This is a genomic window from Hafnia alvei, assembly GCF_964063325.1.
Classification (GTDB): Bacteria; Pseudomonadota; Gammaproteobacteria; order Enterobacterales; family Enterobacteriaceae; genus Hafnia; species Hafnia alvei_B.
On the sequence record NZ_OZ061315.1, the window covers coordinates 1,082,713 to 1,107,122 of the forward strand.

General features: G+C 46.7%; 24 protein-coding genes and 1 other RNA gene. 13 read left to right on the forward strand and 12 right to left on the reverse strand.

What is annotated here, in order from left to right:
* Nucleotides 1-32: 32 nt before the first annotated feature.
* Nucleotides 33-914, reverse strand: coding sequence for a LysR substrate-binding domain-containing protein (locus AB3Y96_RS05115; RefSeq protein WP_367298647.1), 882 nt, complete (start codon nt 912-914; stop codon nt 33-35).
* Between the two features lie 106 nt (nt 915-1,020).
* Between AB3Y96_RS05115 and AB3Y96_RS05120 the strand changes: the two genes are divergently transcribed.
* Nucleotides 1,021-1,998: a TDT family transporter gene (locus AB3Y96_RS05120; protein WP_367298648.1), complete on the forward strand. Its 978-nt coding sequence runs from the start codon at nt 1,021-1,023 to the stop codon at nt 1,996-1,998.
* 177 nt (nt 1,999-2,175) lie between these two features.
* On the opposite strand, the gene AB3Y96_RS05125 is transcribed toward AB3Y96_RS05120, so the two are convergent.
* Both AB3Y96_RS05125 and AB3Y96_RS05130 read right to left on the reverse strand, forming a co-directional pair.
* A complete protein-coding gene (locus tag AB3Y96_RS05125) occupies nt 2,176-2,526 on the reverse strand; it encodes a hypothetical protein (protein WP_367298649.1) in 351 nt (116 codons plus the stop codon).
* A gap of 241 nt (nt 2,527-2,767) precedes the next feature.
* Nucleotides 2,768-3,958, reverse strand: coding sequence for an MFS transporter (locus AB3Y96_RS05130; protein WP_367298650.1), 1,191 nt, complete (start codon nt 3,956-3,958; stop codon nt 2,768-2,770).
* 451 nt (nt 3,959-4,409) lie between these two features.
* Between AB3Y96_RS05130 and dgcJ the strand changes: the two genes are divergently transcribed.
* Entirely contained in the window at nt 4,410-5,918 is a 1,509-nt protein-coding gene (gene dgcJ, locus AB3Y96_RS05135) for a diguanylate cyclase DgcJ (protein ID WP_367298651.1), read from the forward strand.
* Between the two features lie 84 nt (nt 5,919-6,002).
* Here dgcJ and AB3Y96_RS05140 read toward each other — a convergent pair whose 3' ends face one another.
* The 3 genes from AB3Y96_RS05140 to smpB all read right to left on the reverse strand — a co-directional run bounded on the left by AB3Y96_RS05140 (nt 6,003) and on the right by smpB (nt 7,613).
* Nucleotides 6,003-6,263 (reverse strand): DinI-like family protein, encoded by a 261-nt coding sequence (locus tag AB3Y96_RS05140; protein ID WP_367298652.1) that lies wholly within the window; start codon nt 6,261-6,263, stop codon nt 6,003-6,005.
* Nucleotides 6,264-6,717: 454 nt separating this feature from the next.
* Nucleotides 6,718-7,081: a transfer-messenger RNA gene (gene ssrA / locus AB3Y96_RS05145) on the reverse strand.
* 49 nt (nt 7,082-7,130) lie between these two features.
* Nucleotides 7,131-7,613 carry an SsrA-binding protein SmpB gene (smpB, locus tag AB3Y96_RS05150; RefSeq protein ID WP_025800516.1) on the reverse strand — a complete coding sequence of 161 codons (483 nt, stop codon included), beginning with the start codon at nt 7,611-7,613 and terminating at the stop codon, nt 7,131-7,133.
* A 157-nt stretch (nt 7,614-7,770) separates the two neighbouring features.
* On the opposite strand from smpB, the gene AB3Y96_RS05155 reads away from it, so the two are divergent.
* Complete coding sequence (locus AB3Y96_RS05155) at nt 7,771-8,205, forward strand: type II toxin-antitoxin system RatA family toxin (protein ID WP_025800517.1); 435 nt, start codon at nt 7,771-7,773, stop codon at nt 8,203-8,205.
* The gene (locus AB3Y96_RS05160; RefSeq protein ID WP_025800518.1) at nt 8,198-8,482 is read left to right on the forward strand and encodes an RnfH family protein; all 285 of its coding nucleotides are present in this window, start codon (nt 8,198-8,200) and stop codon (nt 8,480-8,482) included. Before AB3Y96_RS05155 ends, AB3Y96_RS05160 begins: the two co-directional genes overlap by 8 nt.
* 58 nt (nt 8,483-8,540) lie before the next feature.
* Here AB3Y96_RS05160 and bamE read toward each other — a convergent pair whose 3' ends face one another.
* The 3 genes from bamE to nadK form a co-directional block, all read right to left on the reverse strand.
* Entirely contained in the window at nt 8,541-8,891 is a 351-nt protein-coding gene (bamE, locus tag AB3Y96_RS05165) for an outer membrane protein assembly factor BamE (RefSeq protein ID WP_040046809.1), read from the reverse strand.
* A gap of 112 nt (nt 8,892-9,003) precedes the next feature.
* Nucleotides 9,004-10,665 (reverse strand): DNA repair protein RecN, encoded by a 1,662-nt coding sequence (recN, locus tag AB3Y96_RS05170; RefSeq protein ID WP_367298653.1) that lies wholly within the window; start codon nt 10,663-10,665, stop codon nt 9,004-9,006.
* Nucleotides 10,666-10,762: 97 nt separating this feature from the next.
* Complete coding sequence (gene nadK / locus AB3Y96_RS05175; RefSeq protein ID WP_025800521.1) at nt 10,763-11,641, reverse strand: NAD(+) kinase; 879 nt, start codon at nt 11,639-11,641, stop codon at nt 10,763-10,765.
* A gap of 123 nt (nt 11,642-11,764) precedes the next feature.
* Between nadK and grpE the strand changes: the two genes are divergently transcribed.
* Nucleotides 11,765-12,352, forward strand: coding sequence for a nucleotide exchange factor GrpE (gene grpE / locus AB3Y96_RS05180; RefSeq protein ID WP_072307976.1), 588 nt, complete (start codon nt 11,765-11,767; stop codon nt 12,350-12,352).
* Nucleotides 12,353-12,414: 62 nt separating this feature from the next.
* Here the strand turns inward: grpE and ung are convergent, their stop codons facing one another.
* Nucleotides 12,415-13,110, reverse strand: a complete 696-nt coding sequence (gene ung, locus AB3Y96_RS05185; protein ID WP_367298654.1) for a uracil-DNA glycosylase — start codon at nt 13,108-13,110, stop codon at nt 12,415-12,417.
* Nucleotides 13,111-13,491: 381 nt separating this feature from the next.
* On the opposite strand from ung, the gene grcA reads away from it, so the two are divergent.
* The gene (gene grcA / locus AB3Y96_RS05190; RefSeq protein ID WP_025800524.1) at nt 13,492-13,875 is read left to right on the forward strand and encodes an autonomous glycyl radical cofactor GrcA; all 384 of its coding nucleotides are present in this window, start codon (nt 13,492-13,494) and stop codon (nt 13,873-13,875) included.
* A 304-nt stretch (nt 13,876-14,179) separates the two neighbouring features.
* On the opposite strand, the gene srmB is transcribed toward grcA, so the two are convergent.
* Nucleotides 14,180-15,508: an ATP-dependent RNA helicase SrmB gene (gene srmB, locus AB3Y96_RS05195; RefSeq protein ID WP_072307974.1), complete on the reverse strand. Its 1,329-nt coding sequence runs from the start codon at nt 15,506-15,508 to the stop codon at nt 14,180-14,182.
* Nucleotides 15,509-15,657: 149 nt separating this feature from the next.
* Between srmB and AB3Y96_RS05200 the strand changes: the two genes are divergently transcribed.
* Entirely contained in the window at nt 15,658-16,407 is a 750-nt protein-coding gene (locus tag AB3Y96_RS05200) for a tRNA1(Val) (adenine(37)-N6)-methyltransferase (protein ID WP_367298655.1), read from the forward strand.
* Nucleotides 16,408-16,617: 210 nt separating this feature from the next.
* Here AB3Y96_RS05200 and nadB read toward each other — a convergent pair whose 3' ends face one another.
* A complete protein-coding gene (gene nadB / locus AB3Y96_RS05205; RefSeq protein WP_367300276.1) occupies nt 16,618-18,219 on the reverse strand; it encodes an L-aspartate oxidase in 1,602 nt (533 codons plus the stop codon).
* 214 nt (nt 18,220-18,433) lie between these two features.
* On the opposite strand from nadB, the gene rpoE reads away from it, so the two are divergent.
* The 6 genes from rpoE (at nt 18,434) to lepB (ending at nt 24,122) form a co-directional block, all read left to right on the forward strand.
* Nucleotides 18,434-19,009 carry an RNA polymerase sigma factor RpoE gene (rpoE, locus tag AB3Y96_RS05210; protein ID WP_008812634.1) on the forward strand — a complete coding sequence of 192 codons (576 nt, stop codon included), beginning with the start codon at nt 18,434-18,436 and terminating at the stop codon, nt 19,007-19,009.
* A 29-nt stretch (nt 19,010-19,038) separates the two neighbouring features.
* Nucleotides 19,039-19,683, forward strand: a complete 645-nt coding sequence (gene rseA, locus AB3Y96_RS05215) for an anti-sigma-E factor RseA (protein ID WP_072307971.1) — start codon at nt 19,039-19,041, stop codon at nt 19,681-19,683.
* Nucleotides 19,683-20,645: a sigma-E factor regulatory protein RseB gene (rseB, locus tag AB3Y96_RS05220; RefSeq protein ID WP_072307970.1), complete on the forward strand. Its 963-nt coding sequence runs from the start codon at nt 19,683-19,685 to the stop codon at nt 20,643-20,645. Before rseA ends, rseB begins: the two co-directional genes overlap by 1 nt.
* Nucleotides 20,642-21,106 (forward strand): SoxR-reducing system protein RseC, encoded by a 465-nt coding sequence (rseC, locus tag AB3Y96_RS05225; protein WP_040046817.1) that lies wholly within the window; start codon nt 20,642-20,644, stop codon nt 21,104-21,106. The genes rseB and rseC overlap by 4 nt, the downstream gene beginning before the upstream one ends.
* A 132-nt stretch (nt 21,107-21,238) precedes the next feature.
* Nucleotides 21,239-23,032, forward strand: coding sequence for a translation elongation factor 4 (lepA, locus tag AB3Y96_RS05230; RefSeq protein WP_072307969.1), 1,794 nt, complete (start codon nt 21,239-21,241; stop codon nt 23,030-23,032).
* A 115-nt stretch (nt 23,033-23,147) separates the two neighbouring features.
* A complete protein-coding gene (lepB, locus tag AB3Y96_RS05235) occupies nt 23,148-24,122 on the forward strand; it encodes a signal peptidase I (protein ID WP_367298656.1) in 975 nt (324 codons plus the stop codon).
* Nucleotides 24,123-24,410: the final 288 nt, after the last annotated feature.

Sequence of the window (24,410 nt, forward strand, 5' to 3'; positions counted from 1 at the left end):
TGTCGTCATTTGCGTATGACAAGCCACGCTATTTAAGGCTGAGACCATGAGCGACTGAAGCTTAGCCAGCTTGCTAATGTTGGTGAGATAAACTTGCTCTTATGGTAGCAGAGCGTGAATTTCCGCATAAACCGATCCTCGGTATGCAATTGCACAAAATGCCCCGTATAAAATGAGCTATGTAGCATGCGTTTTGAAATAAAAGTGATGCCTAAGTGGTGAGCGACGCAAGAAAGAATAGCGTCAAAAGCATTCAGTGAAAGGGCGATTTGTGGGTTGTTTAAATGTAATGCCAGCTGATTATCAAAAAAAGCGCGACTGCTCGAACCTTGCTCTCGTAGCAGCCAGCGTTCTTGGCTCAGTCTCTGGTATGAAACCGTTTCTTGTTTGGCGAGCGGATGGTTCTTACCGGCGATGACCACCATTTCATCCTCTAGCCACGGCTCGCAAATAAGGTTTGGTTCACTGGCGGGGCCTTCTAGTAAAGCGACATCAATTTCAAAATGGCTGACCATACTGCCGATCTCTTGCGTGTTGGCGATAGTACATTGCGGTAGCCAGCTTTTGCGCTCTTCAAATCGCTTTAACATATCAGGTAGAAGATAGCTGCCGATGGTTTTGGTACATCCCACCTTTAGCTGGGTGTCTTGGCTATTTTCGCCGAATAATTGCTCGACCCCCTGCATTCGTGACAAGAGTTCGTCTGCGACAGGCAGTAACTTTTGTCCTTCATGATTGATATATAAGCGTGCATGTTGTCGATCAAAGAGTCGTACTCCTAGCTGACTTTCTAATTCAGCTAATGTCTGTGAGATAGCTCCTTTCGTCATAAATAGGGTTTCTGCGGCGAGCGTCATGCTGCCGCTGCGGACGATGGCGACGAAGACGGAAAGCTGTTTGAAGGTGATGTTCATCGTTTAGTTTCTCTAAACCTAATGTAAAAAATAACTCGATTTTTTAAATGATAGCGGATGGCTATAGTTTTTACCGCAGAAGAATGAAAAAAATCGAGGTGATGACATGTTGAGATACCTACATCATAAGGTTCGTGGATTGCCAACTCCCGTCGCGGGGTTAGCTCTGGGGATCGCAAGCTTGGGATGGTGTTTAGAGAATGCTTTGCCGCTTCACGGTGTAGGGCAAAACGTGGGCGCATTGATTGCTGGGCTGTTGCTTGTTGTTCTGGCCATTCGCTTTTTTTTTCATCCCGATACGCTGACTCAAGATCTTAAACATCCGGTGCTAGGAAGCATCGTTCCAACTTTTGCAATGGCGGCAATGGTGGTTTCTAAGGCGCTGGGTAACTTTATGCCGACGGCGGGTCAGGTGCTTTGGCTGGGGGCTGTTATTGTTCATCTGGCCTCGCTGTCGCTTTTTATTTATCACCGGGCGAAAGAACCAAAACTGCATCATTTAGTCCCTAGCTGGTTTGTGCCGCCGGTGGGCATTATTGTGGCCGATGTGACTTGTCCAAGTGAGGCTTATACCGAGTTTGCCCTGATTTTATTGGCAATAGGGATGGTGAGTTATCTGCTGATGCTGCCAATGATGATCTACCGTTTTATGTTTCGTGATGAAGTCCCCGATGCAGCGAAACCCACGATCGCGATTATGGCGGCACCGGCTAGTTTGTCATTGGCGGGCTATCTGAGCGTTGTCAAAGAGCCTTCAATGCTGATTTGTGCGGTGTTGCTTGGCATCGCGTTGCTGATGACCATGGTTATTTATTGCGCCTTCTTTCGCCTAATGCGATTGCCGTTTAGCCCAGGCTATGCCGCTTTTACGTTCCCTATGGCGATTGGCGCAACCGCCCTTTATAAAATGGCAAACTTAGTGAGCAGTTACCCACAAGCAGCCGAGTATGCCCGCCAACTGCATATGATGGCGACGGTAGAGGCGGTAATTGCGACGTTGGTAGTTGGTTATGTATCCGTAAGATTTATTCATAACTATCTGCTGCCGCAGAGAGTAGATATTCAACAAGGCACGGTGAAATAAATGAGCGTAAGGAAAAACGTAATAAGAACGTCCGATCAGATCTTTTGGGTTCCCGCTGCCGCGTTAGTGCTCTTTATTGTCTGTTTTATTTGGGCGCTATTTTTATAAGTCCTGCGAGTACAAATACATAGGCATATTCCAAAAGAGGCTCCAGCCACTGAGTGACTGGAGCTTCACTTATGATGGGCATGAAATACCAGATATTGACCGAGCAAGGTAATGCGTATGTAGATAGATATCGGCCAACTTATCCACGCTGGCTTGTTCCATCTGGGTGCTTGCATACTCGAGCACCATCCACAACAGGGCACTGCATTGCTGGATAACTAACCCCACTGAATGACATGAAAGCGCGTCTTGTTTTTGCTGTAGCTGGATTAATTCATTGTTGCTCATATTTAACAGATTAAAACTTAATGCCAGCACATCCAGTAAATTGCCGTGGAGCCCGGTTTGCGTATTGGTATTAATAATCTGATGAAGGCATGACATGTTGTTTTGTAGGATCTGTATTGTAGAGTCTTTCATGACTCACTCCTGAATGTGCCAGTAGGCTTAGCTTCGTTATTGGAGCTTGAGCGGAATCGAATTTCCGGCGCGATATGCTAGCTCGATGATCAGCATATCGTGTTAAATAATGACAACAAACGGAGAAGAAAGGGAATGAGAGAGGGGTATCAAACAGAATGCGGCTGATGTGCAATACGGTAAATATTTTGGAATCAAGTTCTCACCCGTTGAAAAAATAGACGGGTGAGAACTTGAGCTATCACGCATCTGATTTGGGTGGTTCACCAACGGCCGGCGCTAACCAAATTGCAAAAGCGACCAATGCTAACACCACTATCATGGCGGAGCGCAATCCCAAATGTTCGCCTAAAAAACCTAACATGGGCGGCCCAACTAAAAATGCAATATAGCCTGTGGTTGCCACAGCGCTAACGCGAGCCGCTGGATTTGGCCCAGTGTCACTGGCGGCTGACAACGTAAGCGGGAAACCCAGCGAAGCGCCTACGCCCCAGAATAAAACCGAAGCGCTGACTAAAAACGTATTTTCAGCGAAAATGATTAACCCTAAGCCGATGACGCCGAAAATAGCGCTACCCCGCACCACGTTGACGCGACCAAATCGGCGCAGAAAATATCCCCCGCAGAAGCGTCCAATCGTCATTCCTAGTGCAAAACCTGTATAAATTAACGAGCCTGAGGTTGGGCTGAAGCCATGACCATCGACCATCAGTAACGGCAACCAGTCGTTGGCTGAGCCTTCGGCAAGTGCCATAGCAAGGACAATCAGGCCAATAAGCAAGAGCCGCTTATCTCGCCAAATATTTGTTTTAATCAGCGTCGGTTGGTTGCCATCCCGCGTATGCTCTACGGGACGAAGACCATTTCCCTTCGGCACAGATTTTAATGCCCATAGCGTTGCTGGAACGCAAATAACACCAATGAATAAAAGATGCCATTGAATGGGGAAATTCACCGAGGTAAGGCCGTTGCCAATGCCTGCACCAACCAGTGTTCCTAAGCTAAAACATCCATGTAGCATAGGAAGAAGAGGGCGATGAGATATGCGTTCTACATCGGCTCCTTCAACGTTAATCGCTATTTCAGCCGAGCCCATACCCGCGCCAAATAAGCACAGCCCAGATGAAACGGTGATCGCCGATGAGAAAAATGCCCCGACGGCAACAAGTAAAATACCGGCGATCACTAAACCTGTCCCTGCCGCAATAACAGGTTTAGTACTAAAGCGCTGTACTAAATAGCCAGAACAGAGAATGCCAGCCATTGACCCAATCGACAGACCAAAAAGAACAAGCCCCATTTCTGCCGTGGATGCGCCAAGTTTGTCTCGTATTGCTGGAGTTCGGGTCACCCATGAGGCCATTGATACGCCGGGCAAGAAAAAGAAAACAAAGAGGGCGAGGCTGCGCTGTTTTAACGTGGGACTGGGCAAAGGAACCTTCCTAGAAGTGCAAAGACAGAGAACATCTATTATCGTCTGAAACGTTAGTGAACATAGGTACACTAACCTTTTTTATTCGTATTTCAAGGTAAAAGAGTAAGCATTACAATGAATAGCGACCTGAAAAAGGACACACTTAGTTCTAGACCTATTCTATGTTTAAAGGATGAGTATTAGTCCAGTAGCTACATAATTATATTTAACAGTTTTCAAGGTACTCAGAAGCAATAAACCCCAGCATAAAAAATAATTTGCATGCTATAAGTATAGTCTCGTTATGATTGTGTGCATTCTGTCACCATAGGTAAAAGAAAACGCTATACTAATATAACAATTTCACTATTAGAGAGATTAAATCTCCCATCATTGCTAAAATATTGTATGCGGCTGTGAGTGTGTGCAAAATTGCGTTGTTTGTAGAATAATCCTAAGAGGTTTTAATATGTTGCTGACAAAAAGTTATAAAAAGGGAATTTTTATCACTACGTCATTAACAACGATGGTTTTGGCATTCTTTTTATGGAATGACTACCAAGATTTAAAAAACTATCTGGGATATACGGTAGATAAAGGTCGCTCAGCCATCTTTGCTGAAGAATATATAAATCAAAAAATAGCACTTAATTTAATAAAGTCATTTTCAATTTCTGAATATAAAAACAAAAAAGCAGATTCAAATATACAGCGGGTCTGTAGTCGAATGGAGATCATAAACGATGTTCATGGTTTAAATTTGACTGGGCATAAATATTCTGAACTTTCTGGGACGTTACAAACTAAAAATCCATCCTGTGCTGATTGGGCGAGGGATATAAAATATCTCGCAAAGTTTAATAGCCAAGAAGAGGCTATTTCGCAAGAGTACAGTTTTTCCAATTACCATTGGAAAGTCCAGGATAGTATTAGATACTATATCGATTTTGAAAATCAATACATATATATCAATAAGTTAGTTGATAGCTCTCGGTATGTGTTCAATAATTGGCTGAGATACAATGGAGAGTTTATCGATGTAGATAACAATGCCCGCAGTATCAAGATTGATGATGAAGCATTGGTTAGTTTACATGATGGACAAAGTATTACTTCACATATATATAATGATGGCTATACCGGTGAGAAAATAATTAGCATGATTACGCCTTTGTTTTTTGGTGGTAAGCTTAAAGGTATCATTGTGACTGACGTGAGTATCAATGAGTTAGCCAAGGCGTTTTATACGTTTGATCGTCCTTTTTTGTGGAAATATTTAAAGCTTTCAGTAGTAGATAGAAACTCATCTGAAGAAATTAACTTTAATCAACCCAGTAAACAGTTTTTTGCCATTTTAAATTATGACAAAGATATTACCCGATATTATACTGTGCATCTTAAGCTAGATGTTCAATATTTTATTATTAATAATATTTTTCTTTTTATTATATATGCTTTTATAACCTTTGCACTTTGTAAGTACTTTAAGTATCAGATATCAAAAAATGAAATTCTTTCTTTAGAGAATATAACCGATTCGATGACGGGATTATATAATAGAAAGGTACTAACACATACCCTAGATACCCATTTAAAATCATTAGCCGAAAAACTTATTCCAGTCACTATTATTGCACTTGATTGCGATAAATTAAAAACCATCAATGACACTTTAGGTCACCATATGGGGGATAAGGCAATTACTTTGTTGGGAGAAGCGATACAAACCTCGATAAGAAAGAGTGATTACGGTATTCGGCTCGGTGGTGATGAATTCTGCATTATTCTTATTGATTGCGATATAGAGCGTGCTGTTATCGCCATTGACCTTATTCAGCAGAAATTAAAAGTGATTGATACTGATGCAATTGTGAATTTCTCATATGGCTGCTATCAGATGAAGGCCGGTGATACGCTGAGTACCGCACAAATTGTAGCCGATGAACTGTTGTATAAGCATAAGAAAACGAAGGGTTAGGTTTTGTGGTGTTGATGATGATGTTTTGCCTCAATGGTTTTAATATCTTATGGCTGCTCTAAACAACAGAGTGGCCAAGTAGTATTAAGTCATTTCAATTTCTTCACATACTAACCATTCATCGGCTTCCTCGAACATCTCTTCAACCATCTTTCTGATCACTTTAGAAGCTTCTTTACTTGCCCCGGTGATCACAATATCTGTTGCGGTGGCAAATCGAGTAGAAGTATCGGCACCCACGTACTTTTTATTCAGACGTTTTTTTAGCTCCTGAGCGATCTGTTGCAACCCATCAGGCGGTAAACTTTTCTCATTTCTTCTGTCGATCTTAATCTCTACACGCATGACCTTCCCCCATCATTAAACTTACAAATTACTGTATAAAAACACAGTTGTTATTTTTGTACTTTTTAAAGTTGAGCGCAAGACTTTAACTGCATTTTTAACCAGTATTTTAAAATGGGGCAAAAATGGGGCAAAAATGGGGCAAAAATTTGTCTCGAGTGGGCAGGTATGAGCAGGCAAGTGATGTATGAGATTCAAAGAAAAGCCAGTAAAAGCAGGGATTGGGCTCGCTTGGGCAGGCTCATACAAAACTGACTCAATACTGTATAGACGTATTGAGCCTGTCCCGTGCGTAGAAATAAAAAAGCCCGCACTAGGCGGGCTTTTATTACCTTCGAAATGCACGTGCACTATACGTGCATTTCTTTGTCTTACTTGGGTCGTTGTTGTGTCCATTCAATTCGCATAAGTTACTGGTTTTTATGCTCTTGTCCGGTCACTGTCCTACCAAATTTGGTGGAGCTGGGGGGATTTGAACCCCCGTCCGAAATTACTACACCGTCGGCACTACATGCTTAGTCTAGTCTTTACATTCGCCTACCAGCTGCGGACAGACACGCTACTAATAAACTAGCTTGATTAGATTTAATGCTTCAACCCCAAGCAAGGTATCCACACGATCTCTTTTGGTTTTGACCTCTCTTGATCCCCGTCCTAAGAGCGGAGGCTAGGGAGAGAGGGCTCTGAGCAGGTTATTAAGCTGCTAGTGCGTAGTTTTCGTCGTTTGCGACTATTTTTTTGCGGCTTTTTACGAGGCAAACCGCCCCTCGGCATGCTCCTTGGGCTTCGCAAATCCCGTCGAATCCAGAATCAGCCCCAAGTACTATCGTGCATTGTATCAGAAAATATATCCGTAAAGCCAGTAGCTTAGCGGTTTGAGTTCTTCATAATACGTGCTTTGTCTAATTTCCACTCACGATCTTTAATATCATCGCGTTTGTCGTGCTCTTTTTTACCTTTTGCGAGCCCAATTTTGACTTTGGACCAAGCATTTTTCCAGTAAAGAGACAGCGCGACAACGGTAAAACCATCTCGGCTAACTTTTCCGAACAGTGTTTCTAGCTCACGCTTTTTCAGTAGCAGTTTGCGGGTACGTGTTGGGTCGCATACCACGTGCGTAGACGCCACATTAAGCGGCTGAATAGTCGCGCCAAAGAGGTATGCTTCGCCATCGCGGAAAGTTACGTAGCTATCGGCAATATTTGCTTTACCTGCTCGCAGCGACTTAACTTCCCAACCTTGCAGCGCTAACCCCGCCTCGATCTCTTCTTCAATGAAGTATTCGTGGCGAGCGCGTTTGTTCATAGCAATCGTTGCTGAACCGGGTTTGTGTGCTTTTTTCTTTGTCATAGTGCTGCCATTATACTGAACCAGTCATGGGATGAACATCCTTTCACCCTAAGCTGTCGTTGTTTTTTAATACATTAGCCCAGTGTGCTTAACGTGTTTCTCTCTGTCCACAGATAAATGGTATTATTTGTGCGTTTTATGTTACTCAGGAATTGATATGCCACAGATTAGCCGTTCTGCGTTGGTGCCTTTTAGTGCCAAGCAAATGTACCAATTGGTCAACGATGTCTCTGCCTATCCGGCGTTTTTACCCGGCTGCGTGGGAAGTCGAGTTTTAGAATCAGGGCCAAATTCGATGACAGCTGCTGTTGATGTCTCAAAAGCAGGGATAAGCAAAACTTTTACGACTCATAATACGTTGGCTGATAGCAGCAGTATTAAAATGCAACTTGTGGATGGACCATTTCGTAAGTTACTGGGTGGCTGGCATTTTATCCCATTAAGCGATGATGCGTGCAAGGTTGAACTGCATCTCGATTTTGAGTTTACTAATAAGCTGGTTGAACTGGCGTTTGGTAAAGTATTTAAAGAACTTGCGGGGAATATGGTTCAGGCTTTTACTTCACGAGCAAAAGAGGTCTACAGTGCCTGATATCAATGTAGAGGTGGTGTATGCCTTGCCTGAGCGCCAATATCTTCGTCGCATTAAATTATCTGAAGGGGCAAATGTTGAGCAGGCGATTCAACAATCTGGCTTGTTAGCATTGCGTACTGAAATTGACCTAACGAAAAACAAGGTTGGGATTTACAGCCGCACGGTCAAATTATCAGACAAGGTGCATGAGGGGGATAGGGTGGAAATCTATCGCCCATTGCTTGCGGACCCAAAAGAGCTACGTCGCTTACGCGCTGAGCGAGCAAAAAAATAAGGCGTGGTAGGCGCCTTATTTTTTAGTTTTTTTACACCGGCCGTATTCACGGCGTCGATCAGTCTTCTTTGCTTTCAGGAAGCTTCTTGGTGTTTTCAATTCCCGTCAGAAGACCACTTCCATCAAAGGTTAGGGTCAGTGTCTCTTGAGACACGGCCTCATGGCCTGGCTGTTGGCGGAACACGTAGAACCATGTGCTGGTTCCAAACGGATCTTGCAGCATTGGTGTACCTAGCGTGTAGGCGACTTGTTGCTGCGTCATCCCTCTGTGAATTTTGGCTACGTCAGCAGCAGTCAGGTAGTTTCCCTGATTGATGTCAGGACGGTATACCACTTTTTCAAAGGTTGAACAGCCTGCGGTTAGCGTAACCATAACCACAGCAGCGGCAGTCAGCATTTTACAACGCATAGTAATCTCATTCCTTTTGGACATAGGTTGCCGATGATAATCGACCTTGCAACAGTTGGAAACCTCAACAGACTCCAATATGACCTCAGGAATCAAAAAAAGTTGATGTTTTTTATGCGGCAAGCAGCTCTTTTGCATTTGCCAGCGTATTGCGCGTGACTTCACTTCCCCCTAACAGCCGCGCCAGCTCTTGCAAACGCGCTTTTTTGTCCAGTGATTGCATGGTTGTTTCAGTTTCAGAGCCATCGGTGTGTTTACTGACATAAAAATGCTGGTGTCCGCACCCGGCGACCTGAGGTAAATGGGTGACACACATGACCTGTGTTGACTCACCAAGCTGGCGTAGCATTTTTCCGACGATAGCTGCGGTCGGCCCACTGATCCCCACGTCCACTTCGTCAAAGATAAGTGCGGGGGTATCCATTTTCTGGGCGGTGATGACTTGAATAGCTAGCGCAATACGCGAGAGCTCACCACCAGAGGCAACTTTAGCTAACGCTTGGAGTGGCTGTCCTGGGTTAGTGGTTACGCTAAATTCAATGCGGTCTGCCCCATCTGCTGTTAGTGCTTCAGGCATGAAGTTAACGTCAATCGCGAACTGACCATGAGGCATGGATAGCTCGTGCATACTGTGTGTAATGAGCTGAGAAAGCTCTTGAGCGAAACTCACTCTTTGTTGATGCAACTGTTGTGCGAGCGAAAGCGCGTACTCATGATGCTTGTGTACGTTTTCAGCCAGCTGTTCTTGATCGCTCTCCTGCTGGCTGAGTGACTGCTGCTCGTCCAAAAGCTGCTGATAAAACTGAGGCAGTTCTTCCGGCGTAACATGATGTTTACGTGCTAGCGCAATTTGGCGAGATATCCGCTGTTCTAATTCATAAAGCCGAGCAGGATCCATATCAATGGTATCGCCGTAATGGCGTAGTTCATTGCTGGCTTCTGATATTTGAATTGAAGCTTCTTCCAGCATATCTAGCAGAGGTGAAAACTGGCTGTCGTAGCTAATCAGCTCAGACACGTTTTGTTTTGCGCTGTGCAGCAGGCTGAGAATATTGCCGTCGTCGGCGTCAGACAGCATGTTTAATGCGCGCTGGCTGATGGTTAGAAGCTGGCCGCTATTGGCTTGGCGCTTATACTCTTCATCGATCTGCTCATACTCTCCGGGCTGGGGAGCAAACTCATTGAGTTCTTTTAGCTGATATTGCAGTAGCTGTTTGCGCGATTCACGCTCGGCAACCTGCTTTTGATGGTGAGCCAGCAGGCGGCAGCTGTGATGCCATTGGCGATAGGCGGCTTGCATTTCTGCTAATAGCTCAGATTGGTTGCTATAGGCATCTAACAGCTGTTTTTGGTGCTCGGACTTGAGCAGTAACTGATGCGCATGCTGGCCATGAATCTGAATCAGATGTTGGCCGAGTTCGCGTAGCTGTGAAAGAGGAACTGCGGTGCCATTGATAAATCCGCGAGAGCGCCCGTCGGCGCTGATAACGCGTCGTAGCAGGCACTCATTGCTGTCATCTAACTGATTTTGCTCAAGCCACTGCCGTGCTGACGGCGTGTCAGCCAGAGAGAAACGTGCGCAGATATCGGCTCTAGGTGTATTTAAACGCACCATAGCAGCCTCTGAGCGCCCTCCAAGGCATAAACCTAGCGCATCAATAGCAATTGATTTACCTGCGCCTGTTTCGCCGGTGATGGCGGTCATTCCACGCTGGAAGTCAATTTCAAGTTCACGAACAATAGCAAAGTTAGAAATGGTCAGCTGCGTCAGCATTCGAAATTCCCCTGTACGGAATCACATAACTGTATTTAACTACAGTATAAACTGGTTTTTTATACAGTAAAGTAGCTAACGCAAAAAATTATTCCCTTCAGAAAAGTTTTTTCGACCATCCTAACTTCGTGCTTAATGTATTGAAATAGTTGTAGTCTTTGGGATGAATAAGATTGAGGTGAAATTGGCTTCGTTGAATCATGACTTCTTCACCTTGCTGGATCGGCAGCGCGATCTGGCTGTCACAGCTGATTTCCAAGTCGTTGCTGAAATGGCTAAACCGCAGATGAATTTTGCTGTTGCTATCAATAACCAGCGGGCGAGCTGAAAGGGTATGTGGGAACATCGGAACCAGCGCAATGGCATCCAGCGTTGGCGTAAGAATAGGCCCTCCAGCAGACAATGAATACGCGGTAGAGCCCGTCGGTGTGGAGATAATCAGGCCATCGGAACGCTGAGAGAACGCAAAGTTTTCATTGATATAAACTTCAAATTCAATCATATGAGCGACTTTACCTGGATGCAAAACCACTTCATTGATGGCGGTGCTCATGCGTCTTTGCTGTTGCTCGCGGCAAACTTGCACTTCAAGCAAAAAGCGTTGTTCACTAAAATATTCACCGTCGAGAACGTCTGAGAGCTGTTGTTTGGCATTGTCGGGATCTAAGTCGGTAAGAAAACCAAGATTTCCACGGTTCACGCCAATCACTTTGATATCGTAACGTGCCAGAATGCGGGCTGCCCCAAGCATATTGCCATCGCCGCCGACTACGACGGCGAGATCGGCTTTTTGGCCTATATCCGCCAAGCTGCCTGTTTCGGCGTTTTCCAGTTTTAGATCGTGCGCAATTTGATGCTCGACGATCACCGGATAGCCTTTGCTGACAAGCCAGTGAAATAGCATTTCGTGCGTGGCCAGCGCGGCAGGATGACGCGGGTGACCGACCAGACCGATACATTCAAATTTTTTATTCATACGGTGGTTTTCCTACCGAGCGCAATTTAATGGCTCTCATTATGCGCGGTTCTCTTGAATCGCCAGCTTTCATCCCCATAATAAGCCAAGTAGCGAGATTAATGCCAAACCGCGGAGAATTTCATGAGTAGTAAAGAACAGAACATGTCGAATGAGCAAGCCTCACAAGAAATGGAAAACGGACAAGAGCAGCACCAACAGGCTCAGGTCGATGCGGCGGACGTCGTTGATACGCGCGATGAGCGTATTGCCGAATTAGAAGCTCAGTTGCAGGAAGCCGCTCAGCGTGAGCGTGATTCTGTGATGCGTGCTCGTGCAGAAGCGGATAATATTCGCCGTCGTGCTGAGCAAGACGTTGAAAAAGCGCATAAGTTCGCTTTAGAAAAGTTCTCTAACGAACTGCTGCCAGTGATTGATAATCTGGAGCGTGCGCTGGATCTGGCTGATAAATCTAACCCAGAACTGACCTCTATGATTGAAGGTATCGAATTAACGCTGAAATCCATGCTGGATGTGGTGCGTAAATTCGGCGTAGAGCAGGTGGGTGAAGTGAACGTTCCGTTTAATCCAGAAGTGCATCAGGCGATGACGCTAATGGAGTCTGAACAACACGAGCCTAACCACGTCATGATGGTTATGCAGAAAGGCTATACCTTGAACGGTCGTTTGATTCGTCCAGCGATGGTTGCGGTATCTAAAGCGAAAGCGTGATCCTGACGTCTTTTCCGAAAATAAAAAACCAGTCGATTGACTGGTTTTTTTTCGCCTGAAACTTACTCTTCGCTGCCGTTCTCCGGCAAACGTGGCTGCCAATCAATGGGAGCTAAACCTTGTTCAATCAACAACTGATTGGTTTGTGAGAAGTGGTGGCAGCCTAAAAAGCCGCGATGGGCTGAAAGCGGTGAAGGGTGCGGAGCTTTTAAAACTCGGTGGCGCTGGGTATCAATAATGCTGCCTTTCTTTTGCGCGTGCGCTCCCCATAGCAGGAAGACAATGCCTGAGCGATGTTCATTGAGCGCAGCGACTACTTTGTCGGTGAAGGTTTCCCAGCCTAGCTTGGCGTGTGAATGTGCTTGGCCGCGTTCAACGGTTAATACCGTGTTAAGCAATAAAACCCCTTGTTCAGCCCAGCTTTTTAGATAGCCGTGCTGAGGAATTTCAAAACCTTCGATATCGGTTTTGAGCTCTTTATACATATTCATTAGCGAAGGCGGCGCTGGGATGCCAGGACGCACCGAGAAGGAGAGACCGTGAGCCTGATTAGGGCCGTGATAGGGGTCTTGGCCTAAGATCACGACTTTAACATCGTTAAGTTCCGTGAAACGGAAGGCATTAAACACGTCTTTCTGCGGTGGATAAATGGTCTTACCGGCTTGGCGCTCTGCGGCGACAAAAGCGAGCGTGTCGTGAAAGTAGGGTTTTTCTTTCTCGGCACCGATGACATCGTGCCAGTTTTGTGGAGAAGTCATCTGCACTTCCTCTTTGTTTATACGGAAATTATTTTGTCGTAGCTTACCGTTTCAGGTGATGAATTTAAACCGTGATGAAAATTTAGCCATTTTAGAAAACAGTCAAAAGTGGTGTTTTTTTGTGCGCAAATTAAATTATTTTTGAAAATTTACAAAAATAGAAAAAGCATCTTGAGATGGTTAAATTTGATGTAAAACATAAATTTGCCACAATTGGTAAAATTGACACCCTTAAAAAATTGATTTAAATCAAAGAAAACCCCACTCTATACTGGTATATAAAACATCAAGACAACATTGGTTTTACCAAATGGCCGAAGTTAAGGCCGTAAACTAAGAAATTAATCCAAGATTTTTTTGCTCTATTGACGGAGGCAACAAATGATTCAAGGTATTCAGATCACTAAAGCTGATAATGCAGACCTGATGAACTCTTTCTGGCTGCTCGATACAGATAAAAACGAAGCACGTTGTGTATGTGCAAAAGCAGGCTACGCAGAAGACCAGATCGTTGCAGTAAGCGAACTGGGCAAAATTGAATATCGCGAAGTACCTTTGGATATCAAACCGACGGTACGTGTGGAAGGCGGCCAGCACCTGAACGTTAACGTTCTGCGCCGTGAAACTCTGGAAGATGCTGTTAAGCACCCAGAAAAATATCCACAGCTGACTATTCGTGTGTCTGGCTATGCAGTGCGTTTCAACTCACTGACTCCAGAACAGCAGCGTGACGTTATTGCTCGTACCTTTACCGAAAGCCTGTAATTTTAGGCTGAAGGCATAAAGAAATAGCAAAAAGGAGCCGAAAGGCTCCTTTTTTACGTCTGATAGCGCAGAGATCTTTGCTTAGCGGTGCAAAATATCATCATGAGTAGCAATCTCATAATTGGTTTTATTATCATTCCATTTCATGGTGTTAGAGTTGGATAGCGCTAAGTAAGCTAAGCGGATAAAACGCAAAATGAAAATATCATGATGTGGTGCCCTTTTTTAAATGAGAGTGATATTCCCTAAGCTTAGAGCGAAAAAAAACCGCCGATAAAGGCGGTTTTTATGTTTGGGTGCTGATTTATTCTTCGGTCTTGGTCGACTGTTCAACTTCTTTCGACTTACGGCGTTTCCCGACATTTTTGCTGTCGCGATGGCGCACTTTTACCTTTTTATCTTTCTTCTCTTCAGCCTTTTTCTCTTGGCGTTTGATCAGCGTCTTTTTAGACGGCTTACCTTTGTTCTTTTCGCTAGGTATTTTGGTTGTCGGACGAAGCTCGTCAACCACGCGCGACTTAATCTGCTCTTCAACATAGCGGCCAATTTTGCCCAGCAGCAAATGGTCGTGTGCTTCAACTAGAGAAATCGCAATGCCTTTGCGACCAGCACGGCCAGTACGGCCAATGCGGTGCAGATAGGTATCTGCGGTGCGCGGCATGTCAAAGTTGAACACATGGCTGATATCTGGAATATCCAAACCACGTGCTGCGACATCGGTAGCAACTAGAACGTTTACGCGACCATCGAGCATACGCTTCATGGCTTCGTTACGTTTGGCCTGTACCATTTCACCTTCTAGGTAGCAGGAGTTGATGCCCGCTTCGCGCAGCCAGCTTACCAGTTCATGAACACGTTCACGCTTGCGCACGAAGATCACGGATTTGGTCACTTCAGGCTCTTTCAGCAGATGGCATAGCAGCTTGGTTTTATGCTCAAGAGTATCGGCGCGATAGTACCATTGCTGGATCTTTTTACGTTCGCGGCGCGATGGGTCGGCTTCAATTTCAACCGGCTCCTGCAACAGACGTTCAGAGAACTCTTTAATCGCATCGCCTTCCAGCGTTGCCGAGAACAGCATGGTTTGTTTGCGCCAGCGAGTTTCTGCCGCGATAGTTTCGATATCTTGCGCAAAGCCCATGTCTAGCATGCGGTCTGCTTCATCAAGGATCAGGGTTTCAACCGCGCGACAATCGAAGTTTTCTTCTTTGATGTATTGCAGCAGACGGCCTGTGGTTGCTACCACAATGTCCTGATTTTCGCTGAATACTTCAGCGTGGTTCATATAGGCAACGCCACCGGTGATGGTTGCGATATCTAAGTTTGTGTGTTTAGCCAATTCAATGGCTTGCTCGGCAACCTGCATTGCCAGTTCACGCGTTGGGGTCAACACCAAAATACGCGGTGGGCCGGATTTCTTGCGCGGGAAGTCGAGCAGGTGCTGCAACACTGGCAGCAAATAGGCGACGGTTTTCCCGGTTCCGGTAGGCGCAGAGCCCAGAACGTCGCGACCGTCCATTGCCGGAGGAATGGCGGCAGCTTGGATAGCTGTCGGGCGGTCATAGCCTTTATCGCGCAATGCGTCGAGTAGGCGTTCATCGAGTTCGAGTTCGGAAAAATTGCTTGCTGTCATGGTCTACCTCTACTTGGGGCGCCGATTATAGACGGGTTGGAGCAGATGTTCACCCATTAAAGCGGGGGAAATAGCATGTTTGCTCTGATCCAACCTTGGCGAATTTATGCGGATATTTTATGCTATGTGGCCAAAAATAAGGAGCTACCGTGGTTCAATGCCCATCAGAATCAGTGCCATTACGTCGTAACGGATTCACATTTAAGCAATTTTTTGTTGCTCACGATCGCTGTGAGATGAAGGTTGGTACTGACAGTATTTTGCTGGGCGCATGGACAGATGTCAGCGATATCAACGGAAAGATACTGGATATCGGCAGCGGTAGCGGCCTTTTAGCGTTAATGTTGGCGCAGCGTACCACAGATTCAGTACGAATTGATGCAGTTGAGCTCGATGATAACGCTGCTCCGCAGGCGGCGGAAAACTTCTCGCAGTCGCCATGGGCCAGCAGAATGCAACTGCATCACTGCGCACTGCAGTCTTTTGCTGCACAGACGGCCTCACGTTATGACTTGATTGTTACCAACCCTCCTTATTATCAGGCTGGCTTCGAGTGTCGCAACGAGAGCCGGGGCACAGCTCGTTATACTTCTGAGCTTAGTCATCAAACGTTGCTCAAACATGCGCATGCGTTAGCATCTGATAAGGGAAAAATGGCTGTGGTCCTGCCTTGCGATATCAGCGTTGATTTTATTCAACTGGCGGCACGCAAAGGATGGTTTTTATTGCAGCATATGGAAGTTGCGGAGTTTGCTAATAGAGCGCCACATCGTGCTCTAATGCTATTTGGCTTGGAGCCAGTGTCACCGCAGTCAGACCGATTGGTTATTCGTGATGAGAGCAATGCTTACTCGGACGATTTCCGCCAATTAACTAAAGCGTTTTATCTTTTTTTCTGAGGGTTAGGACATGGAAAAGGCCCAATAGGGGTAATGCAGATCGTTTATGAGATCGAGATACACGGGGCTAGCACACCGCGGGGCGCTCCGGCAGCTAAAGCTGCTACGACCCCATCGGTGTACTTCCCCTAAAATCATGCTTAAGTTACCAGCATTACCCAATAGGGCTTTTTTAGTTTCTACGGCATTGCCGCTAACGTTGATGATTCTCTAAGGCTGTAAAATCGTTGGCTGAGAGTTCTCTAAAAGGTCTGGATAATCCAGCGTGTAATGCAGGCCGCGGCTTTCTTTGCGTTCCATGGCGCAGCGTACAATGAGCTCAGCAACCTGCACTAAGTTTCTCAGTTCTAACAAATTGTTTGAGATGCGGAAATTGGCGTAATACTCGTCGATTTCCTGTTGAAGCATTTGGATGCGGCGCAGCGCGCGTTCCAAGCGTTTGGTGGTTCGCACAATGCCTACGTAATCCCACATAAACAAACGCAGTTCGTGCCAGTTATGCTGGATCACTACGCGCTCATCTGAGTTGTAAACCCGGCTATCATCCCATTCGGGTAGACGCGGTGCGAGGCTGGTTTGCGGTAGGCGTTGCAGAATATCCTTCGATGCCGACCAAGCATATACCACGCATTCTAACAGTGAGTTAGACGCCATTCGGTTGGCTCCGTGCAGGCCGGTGTAGCTGACTTCACCGATGGCATACAACCCTTCTAAATCAGTTCTTCCTTGATGATCAACCATCACGCCGCCGCAGGTATAGTGCGCGGCAGGCACAATCGGGATCGGCTCTTTGGTGAGGTCTAAACCTAAATCCATCAGTTTTTCATAGATCATAGGGAAGTGCTGCGTGATGAAGTCTGCCGGTTTATGACTAATATCCAAATACATACAGTCTGCGCCAAGACGCTTCATTTCGTGGTCAATGGCGCGAGCAACGATATCACGCGGCGCAAGTTCGCCGCGTTCGTCAAAGTCTGGCATAAACCGTGAGCCGTCAGGGCGTTTGAGGAATGCGCCTTCGCCACGCAAGGCCTCGGTTAATAGAAAGTTTCTCGCCTGCGGGTGGTACAAACAGGTGGGGTGGAATTGGTTAAATTCTAAGTTGGCAATACGACAACCGGCGCGCCATGCCATAGCAATGCCGTCTCCTGAAGAGATATCAGGGTTGGTGGTGTATTGATAGACTTTTGCAGCACCGCCGGTAGCTAATACCACGGTGCGAGCGCGCAGAGTTTCAACGCGTTCGAGTTCACGGTTCCAGACATAGGCACCTACCACGCGTTGGGTACCCGGCAAGCCGATTTTTTTTGATGTAATTAGATCGACGGCGTTGTATCGCTCGCAAACGCGGATGTTAGGATGCGCATTTGCTTTCTGTACTAAAGTGGTCTCTACTTCTTTACCCGTTGCATCTGCGCTATGCAGGATACGGCGATGGCTATGACCGCCTTCGCGAGTTAGATGGTAACGAGATTCGCCAGCGGGGCTCATTTCAGTATCAAACAGAACGCCCTGGTCGATGAGCCACTGCACGCAATCCTTTGCGTTACGAGCAATAAATTCAACCGCTGAGGGATCACACAGCCCAGCACCCGCGATCAGGGTATCCTGCACGTGCGATTCGATGCTGTCGGTTTCATCAAAGACTGCGGCGATACCGCCTTGGGCATAGAACGTGGCCCCCTCATTAAAGGGACCTTTGCTTAAAACGGTCACTTTGCAGTGATCGGCAAGACGTAAGGCGAGTGAAAGTCCGGCAGCTCCGCTACCGATAATCAATACATCGTTAAAATGCTCTGAATTTGATTGCATAGGTTGTGGTGTGTGCAGCTGAAAAGTGAAAATCATGTTAGCCTATGCCAACGTGTAAATGCACGGTTAATGAACAACGAATATAAAAACAGCATCGTACGGAACTTTTTAGTACGTATGAACTCTAAGCTAGTGCTTGCTCAGGATCGATTGAGACAACTGGCAGTACTATTTTTTCATGCGTGGAGAGAGATTTGAGGAGAGATTACCTCGGATGAGCGAGCAGTTAACGGATCAGGTGCTGGTCGAGCGAGTCCAGAAAGGAGATAAGAAGGCTTTTAACTTACTGGTAGTTCGCTATCAGCATAAAGTTGCGAGTCTCGTATCCCGCTACGTTCCATCAGGCGATGTTCCTGATGTCGTGCAGGAATCGTTCATCAAAGCTTATCGTGCGTTGGAGTCTTTCCGCGGCGAGAGTGCTTTTTACACCTGGCTTTATCGTATTGCTGTAAACACAGCAAAAAATTACCTGGTTGCTCAGGGGAGACGTCCGCCATCAAGCGATGTTGATGCCAGTGAGGCAGAAAACTTCGAAAGTGCGGGTGCTTTGAAAGAAATTTCGAACCCTGAGAACTTAATGTTGTCAGATGAACTGAAGCAGATTGTTTTCCGAACCATAGAGTCTCTTCCTGAGGATTTGCGTATGGCAATCACCCTCAGAGAATTGGATGGTTTAAGCTACGAAGAGATAGCCGCCATCATGGATTGTCCGGTTGGAACGGTACGTTCTCGTATTTTCCGGGCGAGGGAAGCGATCGATAATAAAGTTCAACCGCTGATACAGCGTTAATTATGCGGGCACAGGAAGGGTATTTAGGCATGCAGAAAGAACAACTTTCGGCTCTGATGGATGGTGAAGTGCTGGACAGTGAACTGCTTGGTTCACTGGGTAAAGACGATGCGCTTCAACAAACGTGGAAGAGCTATCACCTGATACGTGACACCCTGCGCGGTGACGTGAGCGACGCTATTGATTTTGATATCTCCGATCGTATTGCCGCGGCGCTTGATGATGAACCAGTTCGCTTGGTTCCCAATGCAATTCCCGAATCCCAGCCTCAACCACATAGCTGGAAAAATATGCCGTTTTGGAACAAGGTTCGTCCTTGGGCCAGTCAAATCACCCAAATCGGTATTGCGGCCTGCGTTTCTCTCGCGGTGCTGGTGGGTGTGCAGCAGTATAATCAGCCAGTCGGTGGCGTAAGTGATTCGGATGCTCCTGCATTCAACACGTTACCTATGGGCGGCCAAGCTTCTCCAGTAAGTTTTGGTGTTCCTAATGAGAGCAGCAACGCCAATGGACAGCAGCAGGTTCAGCAGCAGCGTAAACGCATTAATGCGATTTTGCAGGATTATGAACTGCAACGCCGCCTGCATACCGAACAGTTGCAAATGGACAATGGTAATACTCAGGCGTCAGTTCAGGTGCCAGGAACTCTGTCATTAGGAACTCAGCAGCAGTAATGAAGCAACTTTGGTTCGCCATCAGCGTATTCGCTGGTAGCCTATTTGTTTCTAATATCGCCTCAGCGCAAGATTCGTCTGAGGCGATGTTGCAACAAATGAATGGCGCCAGTCAGTCACTCAATTATGAGTTAGCGTATATCAATATCACCAAGCAGGGGATTGAGTCGTTACGCTATCGTCATGCCATTTCTAATAATCAGTTGTTATCTCAGCTCTTGCAGATGGATGGCCCGCGTCGTGAGGTATTACTGCGTGGCAATGAAATCAGTTATTTTGAGCCCGGGCTTGAGCCATTTACGCTCAACGGCGATCACATTGTTGATGCGTTGCCATCGATAATTTTCTCCGATATTAAACAACTGAGTCAGTATTATAACTTTATCTCCGTCGGTAGAACCCGCGTAGCCGATCGCCCATGTGAGGTGATCCGCATCGTATCGCGTGATGGTTTGCGCTTTAGCTATATCGTATGGATTGACGAAAGTTCGAAATTGCCTTTGCGAGTCGATCTATTAGATCGTGATGGCGAAACGTTAGAACAATTCCGTGTGATCTCCTTTACGGTTGGCGATCAGGTTAGCGCTGCGATGGCGAGCCTAGCTCAGCTCACGCTACCACCGTTGCTGAAATTACCTGCAACGGATAAGGTTAACTTCAACTGGCAAACGTCTTGGCTCCCGCAGGGTTTCAAAGAGGTTTCACGCAGTCGTCGTACTTTGCCTTCACTCTCTGAGCCTGTAGAGTCACGCTTGTATAGCGATGGGTTGTTTAGTTTCTCTGTCAATATCAGCAGCGCCGCTGCTGGTGCTGCGGTGAGTGAGCAATTCTTGCGCCAAGGGCGTCGTACCATTCACACCGAAACGCGCAACAATACTGATATTACCGTCGTCGGAGAATTACCACCGTCAACGGCTAAACGTGTTGCAAACAGCATTACGCTCAATGGTCGTAAATCATGATGCGTGAATGGGCAACGGTGGCATCCTGGCAGCAGGGTATCGCTACGCTAAACTGTGAGCAGCGCTCTGGCTGCGGTTCTTGCGGGGCGAAAAACACCTGCGGTACGGCGGTGTTGAATAAAATCAATCCTCAGTCGCAGCATCAGCTTCAGGTTGAAATTGCTCAACCGTTAGAACCAGGACAAAAAGTTGAGATTGGTATTACTGAAGCCAATCTGCTGCGTTCTGCGGTGTTAGTCTATCTCACGCCATTGCTCGGCCTTATCGTTGGCGGTGGCGTGGGGCAGTCATTTATGCATTCTGATGCATGGGCTGCGTTAGGCGCATTGGTTGGCGCTGGTGCTGGTTTCATGTTTGCGCGATTTAAGGCGAAAAAACTAAGTGACCGGCAAGATTATCAGCCGATCGTTTTGCAGGTAGGTTTGCCTCCATCCATGATCCGCACCCCCACGAATATCTAGGTTTTACTGGGTTCGATGTGTAGAATGCATCGAATCTGGCAAAATACCGCCAAACGTTAAACCATCGCTTTGAACCCATCAGTGTGTCCTTAGGCGAGTAATCTAGAAATCATCAGGCAAAATATCTTAATAATGAAGCGTATACGAAATTTCTCCATTATCGCACATATTGACCACGGTAAGTCGACACTGTCTGACCGTATTATTCAGATTTGTGGCGGTTTGACTGACCGTGAAATGGCAGCGCAAGTTCTGGATTCTATGGATCTGGAGCGTGAGCGTGGCATCACTATTAAAGCGCAGAGCGTAACGCTCGACTATAAAGCACTGGATGGGGAAACTTATCAGCTGAACTTCATCGATACTCCAGGACACGTTGACTTCTCTTATGAGGTTTCTCGTTCTCTGGCGGCGTGTGAAGGTGCATTGCTGGTGGTGGACGCAGGCCAAGGCGTTGAAGCTCAGACACTGGCGAACTGCTATACAGCCATGGAAATGGATCTGGAAGTTGTTCCTGTACTGAACAAAATTGACCTGCCAGCGGCCGATCCCGACCGGGCTGCTCAGGAGATTGAAGATATCGTAGGTATCGACGCGATGGATGCTGTGCGCTGCTCAGCAAAAACCGGCGTTGGTGTTCCTGAAGTGCTTGAACGCCTAGTTCGCGATATCCCTGCACCGGAAGGTGACCCAGAAGGCCCATTACAGGCGCTGATTATCGACTCATGGTTCGATAACTATCTGGGCGTGGTTTCTTTGATTCGTATTAAAAACGGCTCGCTGCGTAAAGGCGAGAAAGTGAAGGTAATGAGTACCGGTCAGGCCTATAACGCTGACCGTCTTGGCATCTTCACGCCGAAGCAGATCGACCGCGACGTACTTAACTGTGGCGAAGTAGGCTGGTTGGTGTGTGCGATTAAAGACATCCACGGCGCACCCGTAGGCGATACCTTGACGCTGGCGCGTAACCCAGCTGAAAAATCTCTGCCGGGCTTCAAAAAAGTAAAACCTCAGGTTTATGCGGGGCTGTTCCCTGTAAGCTCTGATGACTACGAAGCTTTCCGCGATGCGCTGGGCAAATTAAGCCTGAACGATGCGTCCCTGTTCTACGAGCCAGAAACATCAACCGCGCTGGGCTTCGGCTTCCGCTGTGGTTTCTTGGGCTTATTGCACATGGAGATCATTCAGGAGCGTCTGGAACGTGAATACGATCTAGACTTGATCACAACGGCACCGACGGTTGTGTATCAGATCCAAACGACCAGTGGTGAAGAGATCTTCGTTGATAGCCCGTCTAAGCTGCCGCCAATCAACAATATCGAAGAGCTGCGTGAGCCGATCGCTGAATGTCATATGCTGTTACCACAAGAGTACCTTGGTAACGTTATTACGCTTTGTATTGAGAAGCGTGGTGTTCAGACTAATATGGTTTATCACGGCAATCAGGTTGCGCTCACCTATGAAATACCGATGGCAGAAGTGGTGCTCGATTTCTTCGACCGCCTCAAGTCTACATCGCGTGGTTATGCGTCGCTGGATTACAGCTTCAAGCGTTTCCAGCCGTCTGACATGGTTCGTGTTGATGTGTTAATCAACAACGAACGTGTGGATGCGTTAGCACTGATCACTCATCGCGACAACGCGCAGTATCGTGGTCGTGAACTGGTTGAAAAAATGAAAGAACTGATCCCGCGCCAGCAGTTTGATATTGCGATTCAAGCGGCTATTGGGAATCAGATCATTGCACGTGCAACGGTTAAGCAACTGCGTAAAAACGTTCTTGCTAAGTGTTACGGCGGCGACGTCAGCCGTAAGAAAAAGCTGCTGCAGAAGCAGAAAGACGGTAAGAAACGTATGAAGCAGGTCGGTAACGTCGAACTGCCGCAGGAAGCCTTCTTGGCCATTCTGCATGTAGGTAAAGACTAAAGTTCTATGATGAGCGGCACCGATTGAGGTGCCGTTATCATTGAGAGGCTTATGCCCAAATAGATTTCAACGCAGTTAAGTTTGAAGTCTCGGGGTTATTTAAGGAGTTATTGGCATGGCCAATATGTTCGCTCTAATTCTGGTGATTGCAACGTTGGTTACCGGGGTGATTTGGTGTATCGACCGTTTCAAGTTGGCTCCGGCGCGTCGGGCAAAGATCGCGGCGATTAACGCCCAAACGGTTGACGGCTTAGATAAGCAGACCGCTAAAGAGGCTGTGAAAACGTCAGGTTGGATTGAAACCTGTGTTTCCGTTTTCCCTGTTTTAGCGCTGGTTCTGATTATCCGCTCATTTATATATGAGCCTTTCCAGATCCCATCAGGTTCAATGATGCCGACGCTGTTGATCGGCGATTTTATTCTGGTAGAAAAGTTTGCTTATGGAATTAAAGAGCCTGTAGCGCAGCACACGATTATTCCAACCGGACATCCTAAACGCGGCGATATCGTGGTATTTAAATATCCACTGGATCCACGTTTGGACTATATCAAGCGTGCTATCGGCTTGCCGGGCGATAAAGTGACTTACGATCCATACAGTAAAGAAGTCACGGTTTACCCTGCCTGCCAAACAGGGCAGAACTGCGACAAGTTATTGCCCATTACCTACAGCGCGGCTGAGCCAAGCGAATGGGTACAGACCTTTGGCCAAATGGGTAATGGCGAGGCCAGCAGTGGCTTCTTCCAAATCCCGTTGGATCAAAACGTGGATGATGGATACCGCATGAGCGAGCGAAAAGAAACGCTGGGTACCGTTACTCATCGTATTCTGACAGTGCCTCAGGCGCAGGACATAATGTCACGTTACTACCGTCAGCCGGGCCAGCCACAGGGCGTTTGGGTAGTACCTGAAGGTCATTACTTCATGATGGGCGACAACCGCGATAACAGCGCCGATAGCCGTTATTGGGGCTTTGTTCCTGAGCAGAACCTCGTTGGTAAAGCGACGGCAATCTGGATGAGCTTTGAAAAACAGGAAGGTCAGTGGCCAACCGGTGTTCGCCTGAGTCGTATTGGTGGAATTCACTAATTTCCTGCTTATCATTCACGCTGTGGGTATCTTCCTACAGCGTGAAATCAGCGTGACGTTTTAACCAGCATTAAAATATACGCCTAAACTTATTTCCGTTGCATTAATAGCTAGGCAACTTCAGCGAATAAGGCATATTACCGCAGCATTATATTTTCAGTCGTTGTAGAATACCCCTTCGAGCGATAAAAAGTTGGCTTCCGATCTGGAAGCCACTGCAAACGAAACAGCTTTGGATTGGCTAACGGCAAGCAGGCCTGTTCCGTATGCTGCGGTTTTTGACGCATT